The organism is Rhodoferax sp. (assembly GCF_023701345.1).
GTDB lineage: Bacteria > Pseudomonadota > Gammaproteobacteria > Burkholderiales > Burkholderiaceae_C > Rhodoferax.
Window position 1 is genome coordinate 1 of record NZ_JAMPXE010000165.1, and the last position, 5884, is coordinate 5884.

A 5884-nucleotide genomic window follows, 5' to 3' on the forward strand; every position below is an offset into this window, starting at 1 on the left:
CCGCCTTTCCAGGCGTTCAGCATGGGGGGCGTCGCACCCGCCAGGGCTGCAAGCTCGGCGCCGGAAGTCGTGCACCCCGGGATGGCCGAGGTTTTGTCGGCCCAGCGCGGCTGGGTGTTTTCATCCATCGCGTTGAAGCTGATGACACTGTAACTGCCGCCATCCAGGCTCGATGCGTCCAATTTTTCGTGGCTGTAAGGACAGCTTTCCTGGCACTTCCGGCAGCCGACACACAGTTCGGGGTTGTGCAAGGTAATGCCTTCGGGGGTCTTGAACAATGCCTTGTAGGGATTGCCCGGCCCGGCCTTTTCCGGATTGCCCGGGCAAAGCTTGACACAAGGTGCATCGCTACAGTGGTTGCACAGCACCGGCATCACCGAGTGCTTCGTGTTCGGAAACGTTCCTTCGGTATGCATCACGAAGTCGGCCCAGTTGAAACTTTGCCCATCAGCACGGTCGCGGGTGTTGTTTTCGGTCTTGCAGGCAAAGGCGCAGGCGCCACAGCCGTTGCATTTTGCGAGGTCGATGACCATTCCAAGTCTTGTCATGATTTGCTCCTAAATTGTGGGTCAGCGATCAGGCTTTTTGAATCCGAACACCGGTGAAGCCGCCATTGCGGGCGGTGGCACCACTGAGCCGGTCGTAGTCATCGACCAGGATCTCGTTGTTGTTGCCGCCTCTGGGAATCGCCTTGGCAAAGTCTTTGGCGGCCACCCGGCCATAAGCCCAGTGACCCTGACCGTAGCACTTGGCCACCGTGCCGGGACGCACACCCTCCCACAACTTGAGCTGGCAACTGATCGTTCCGATCATCGAAGTGATGGTCACGTTGTCACCGTTTTTCAGGCCCAACTTGGCACCGTCAATCGGGTTCATCTTGACCACGTCGCCCCAGGACACGTCCCCCGGATCGACCTTCTTGAACTCTTGGTACCAGGGCGTGTTTTGCGAACGGCCTTCACGATTCAGGCGTGACTTGTAGTCAATGAAGGTGAGCGGAAAGTCTGCCAGATTGCCATGGCGTTTGACGGTTTCGTAGTGCGGCACAAAGGCCAGTTCGCCGCGGGCCACATAACCGCTGACAGTCAGGATGTCGTCGACACTGGTCTCATACTTCTTGGCGTGCTCCAACAGGCCTTTTTTGAGGGATTCACTGTAAAACTCAAATTTCTTGGTGGGCGTGTTGAACTTGCCGCCCCAACCTTTCTTGAGCGTGTACCTGGGTCCGCTGAACATGCCCTTTTTCTTGAAGTCAGCCCAGCCATTGATGGGTGCGTCGCCTTTGAGGGGCTCCTTGGCCATCCACAAAGGCGCACTGGTCATCTTGGTGGCAATCTCGCTGAACTCCAACGCCGTGGTCGGCGCCTTGCCGGTTTCGGGGTCCTTGAACTCATTGGCGTAATAGTCGAACAGATTGGCAAAACCTTTGGCTTTCAGCTTTTCAGCCAGCAGCCACATCACTTCGGTTTCTTCCTGCTTGACGTCCCACAGACGTTTGACGGCACCTTGCTGAATGGACGCATAGGCGTGCCCGTTACCCATATTGGTGACGATGGACCAACCCTCAGCCGAGTTGAAGGTCGAAGGCAGCACGATGTCGGCAAACATCGTCATCTCCGAGGCGTTGGGCACCATGTGGACAAAGAACGGCACTTTGGCCATGACCTTGTCCCAGCGGTCGGCTCCAGTACAGGAAAAGTTGAAGTTGGACCAGGACGAAATAAATACCTTGACCGCACCGGGGTCCTTGAGCATGCCATTGGCCACGTTGTTGGTGACCACGCCGCTACCCGGCTTGGCGCCCATCATGGCGGGCATGTCCTTGGCGCCGCGGCCGTCAAGCTTCTTGCCCTTGCTGGCGGTCTTGGCCTGCTCATCCACATATTTGTCCAAACCCGGAAACTTGGCCAGCGGCACGCTGCCGCTCTGCCAGACGCCGCCATCGGCGTCGATGGAGCCCAGCAAACCATTGAGCGCATGCACGGCCATCGCACTGTAAGTACCGCGCGGGTGCATGGCCGCACCGGGGCCCATCCAGACTACGGTCTTGGGAGCGGCCTTGCCCATGGCACGGGCCACCCGCACGATCTGCGCCGCCGGAATCAAGGATTCTTTCTCACCCCAAGCTGGCGTGCGGTCTTTAAGTTCCAGATTCCACCATTTCACCAGGCCGTAGGTTTCCTTCTCGACAAAGGCAGCTTCATCGATTGTTTTCCCGGCCACAAAAAGATTCTTGCCGTCCTTGAAATCACCGACAAATTCGCGGCTCCACAGGCCTTCGGTCAGCAACACATGCGCAATGGCACCAGCCAGCGCACCGTCAGTACCGGGGTTGATGGGCAGCCATTCATGTGCCTTGGCAGCCACGTTGGAAAGCCGGGGGTCGATGGCGATCACGGTGCCGCGTTTCACGATGGCCGGAAACTGGTTCATCATGTTGGGAACCATGCGATTGGAGGCCAACGGGTCGCAGCCCCAGGCCACCAGACAGTTGGTATTGGCCAGGTCGTAGTCGCGGTAACCGAAGAAGCCCTGGGTCAGGCCGGGACCCATTTTTTCGGCCTCGGCGCAAATGGCACTGTGCGAGAAATAGTTGCCAGTGCCAAAGATTTTTGGCAGCGTGCCATAGAGCAGTTCTGTCGAGGTGGGCGAGTAACGGCCACGCATGTACACGAGCTTGTGCGTTTCGCCCGCAGCACGCAACGCAATCATCTTGTCGGCCACGGTATTGAGGGCTTCGTCCCAGCTGATGGGCACAAACTTCGGATCAATGCCACGGCCTTTGAGCGGGTTGGTGCGCTTCATGGGCACCTTGATGCGGTCCGGGTCATACATCTGCTGCGGAATCATGTGACCACGTGGACAGACATAACCATGGTTGGTCTTGGACAACGGGTTGCCACGCACCCGGGTGGCACGGCCACCCTGTACAAAGATCTGGATGGCACACCACTGGGTGCAGCCCTGGCAGGTGCTGGCAACCCAGTCACCCACAGCTGGACTGCTGGGTTTTGCCTTGCGGGGGACCAGCGCGCTATGAAGCGGCGCAGCCGACATTCCGGCACAACCCACGATCAGCGATCCGGCAGAGATGCCAGTGGCCATGATAAAAATCCGTCTCGTCAACTTCATAACACGCTCCTGATTTGATGTTCGACTGATCTGCCAACTGCAAGCTCCATGCCACGATTCAGTTAGCCGAACATCCGACTGGACGTGGCGTGTTGCCACAGCTCGTGCCAGCCTTCGCGCTCAGAGGGAAAATGCCCTGCATGAATGGTCTGCAGTAGTTGTGACCGGACGTCTGCATGCAGCTTGGCACGCTGACTGCGTCGTTACCCCTTGGTAACCGGCCAACGATTCCACTTGAAACCCAATCAATGGAAGTTGACATAACCAGCTTGTTTTGAAAACACCGGTCGCTAGAATTCTCAATGACCACCGTGATTTTTCTTGTGTTTCACAGCGCATGCGTCATAGCGCCAATCAGGCGTTACCTGCCGGTAACCTGCAAGACCCATCATCTGGCCAATGTCACCAATCGGTAACGGGATAACAGAATGTTGAAACTCATCAGACGCCTTCTTGTCACAATTTTCCTTGGCACAACCTGCTTGTGCGCCCTGGGCAACACCGCTGCGCGTCCCATTCGCTTTGCCATGACACCTGCGTTTCTGCACGACCAGCACGCCTTGCTTGCTGAATGGCGGGTGTATCTGGAGGCTCGCCTGAAACGTCCGGTAGAGTTCGTGCAGCGTGACCGCTACCGCGACACGATGGACCTGTTGCAACAGCAAAAGGTCGAGTTCGCATGGCTCTGCGATTACCCCTATGTGATGCTGAAAAATGAGGTTCGCTTGATGTCGGTTGCCGTCAACAACGGCAAACCAACCTACCGCTCCTACCTCATCGTGCCGACTCGCGATAGCCAGACCCGCAATGTCATTGACCTCAAGGGCCGTGTCTTTGCCTATGCCGACCCCTATTCAAACACCGGTTATCTGGTGCCGCGTTTCGAGATCAAACGCAGCGGGGCAGACCCTGCCACTTTTTTCAAACGAACATTCTTTACCTGGTCGCATCGCAAGGTGATTGACGCCGTCGCTGCCGGGCTGGTCCAGGGTGCCTCGGTGGACAGCTACGTCTGGGATTCCTTGAGCAGGGTTCGCCCCGACATTACCGCCAAGACACGCATTGCCTGGAAATCCGAAGAATACGGATTTCCACCCATGGTGGCCCACCGCAATGTACCGGAGGCCGATTTCAAACTGATGCAGGACATCTTGCTGGACATGGCCAACGAGCCCGAGGGCCGCGCCTTGCTACAGCGACTCAACCTGAATGGTTTTATCAAAGGCACGCCCACGCTGTATGACCGCGTCGCCGAAATGATGCGCTTGTTTGGCGAGCCCTGATGCGCCTTTTTGACCTCAGTCTGCAGTTCAAGATGCCGCTTTGGGGCGGTGGATTGATCATTGCGACTGCCCTGGCGCTGTCCACCTCTTTTGTCGTGCAGACATGGGACAACCTGCACCAGGAAATTCACAAGAACGCGCAGGACATCGGGCGCACCATGGCGCGATCGCTGTTTCCGGTGATGCTGCACGACGAAGTCTGGCAAGCTTTTGAGATCGTTACCCTTCCCTTTGCCGCAGCTCCAAGCGCAGCGCTTGCCGAGAGTCTGATCGTGCTCGACAGCGCTGCCCGCGTCTATGTGTCGTCGCGTCCGGAAGACCATCCCGTGCTGAGCCCGCTGGCGTCGCTGGGCGGGGAACTGGCCGAGCTGGACCGGGCCTTCCCCCGCGCGCCGGATGCCAACGTGTTTGTGCTGGACATTGGGCAGGCACAGCACATTTATGTGACCCTGCCGATCGTCAACGATGGGGTACGGCTGGGCACCCTGGTGGTGGCCTACAACAAATCCCTGCTCTGGCAACGCTTCACCCATCTGCTTGGAAACGCCTTGTGGGTGACCCTGCTGGTACTGGGCGTGTTGCTGCCCATTACCGCCTACTGGGGACGGCGCATGATGCAGCCGATGCGGCTGATCACCGAGCGCATCAGCCGCATCGGCAGCAACGAATTCGAAGCGCTCGATGCATCGCTCTACCCTTATAAGGATGAAGTGGGTCAGCTCTTCGCTGCCTACGCCGACATGCGTGCCAAATTGATGGAAAAGGCAGAACTTGAAAAAGAAATGGTCAAAAGCGAACGCATGGCAGCGGTCGGACGACTCACGGCCAGCATCGCCCACGAGATCAACAATCCGCTGGGAGGCATGCTCAACGCCATCAGCACCCTCAAGCGTTTTGGCAGCCCGGACCCGGTCATGCAGAAAACGGTGTCATTGCTGGAGCGGGGCTTGTCTCAGGTTCGCGACACGGTGGCCGCGCTCTTGGTCGAGGCCAAGGTGAAAAGCCGTCCCTTGAATCCGGCAGACCTTGAGGATGTGCGTATTCTGGTGAGCCATGCCGCCAGGAAACATGCCACCCAGCTCAGCTGGGACATTAACCTGGCTACTGAAGTGGCCCTGCCTTCCACCCTGGTGCGTCAGGTACTGATCAATTTACTGCTCAACGCAATCACTGCGGCAGGCCAAAGCGGGCATGTGGCTTTGCGGGTAAACGCCAGCGAACAAGGTGTAACCATGGTGATCGAAAACAACGGCAAATCGCTGTCGCCAGAACAGCTCAGCCGCTTGTTTGAACCATTTACCCAGTTCTCAGACAACGGCAATGGCTTGGGACTCTGGATTTGCTACCAGATCGTGACCCAACTGGGCGGTACCATACAGGCTGAATCCGATAACATGCTGACCCGCTTCAGCGTGACCTTTCCCTTGAATTCATCAGAAACACCTTGATGCCGCCACCATTGCCAAAAA

General features: G+C 57.5%; 4 protein-coding genes. 2 read left to right on the forward strand and 2 right to left on the reverse strand.

The genetic code is table 11. The features are described from left to right. Both NDI87_RS15955 and NDI87_RS15960 read right to left on the reverse strand, forming a co-directional pair. Positions 1-548, reverse strand: a 548-nt coding sequence (locus NDI87_RS15955) for a 4Fe-4S dicluster domain-containing protein (RefSeq protein ID WP_296276462.1), incomplete at its 3' end; no start/stop codon positions are given. A 28-nt stretch (positions 549-576) separates the two neighbouring features. Continuing rightward, positions 577-3132 (reverse strand): molybdopterin-dependent oxidoreductase, encoded by a 2556-nt coding sequence (locus NDI87_RS15960; RefSeq protein WP_296276464.1) that lies wholly within the window; start codon positions 3130-3132, stop codon positions 577-579. A gap of 527 nt (positions 3133-3659) precedes the next feature. On the opposite strand from NDI87_RS15960, the gene NDI87_RS15965 reads away from it, so the two are divergent. Further along, positions 3660-4415, forward strand: coding sequence for a PhnD/SsuA/transferrin family substrate-binding protein (locus NDI87_RS15965; protein ID WP_296276465.1), 756 nt, complete (start codon positions 3660-3662; stop codon positions 4413-4415). Then, positions 4415-5863 (forward strand): HAMP domain-containing sensor histidine kinase, encoded by a 1449-nt coding sequence (locus NDI87_RS15970; protein ID WP_296276467.1) that lies wholly within the window; start codon positions 4415-4417, stop codon positions 5861-5863. The genes NDI87_RS15965 and NDI87_RS15970 overlap by 1 nt, the downstream gene beginning before the upstream one ends. Positions 5864-5884: the final 21 nt, after the last annotated feature.

Bases quoted from the DNA above. Each gene is read 5' to 3' on its own strand.
- NDI87_RS15960 (WP_296276464.1), bottom strand. From the start codon at position 3,132: ATGAAGTTGACGAGACGGATTTTTATCATGGCCACTGGCATCTCTGCC.
- NDI87_RS15965 (WP_296276465.1), top strand. From the start codon at position 3,660: ATGACACCTGCGTTTCTGCACGACCAGCACGCCTTGCTTGCTGAATGG.
- NDI87_RS15970 (WP_296276467.1), top strand. From the start codon at position 4,415: ATGCGCCTTTTTGACCTCAGTCTGCAGTTCAAGATGCCGCTTTGGGGC.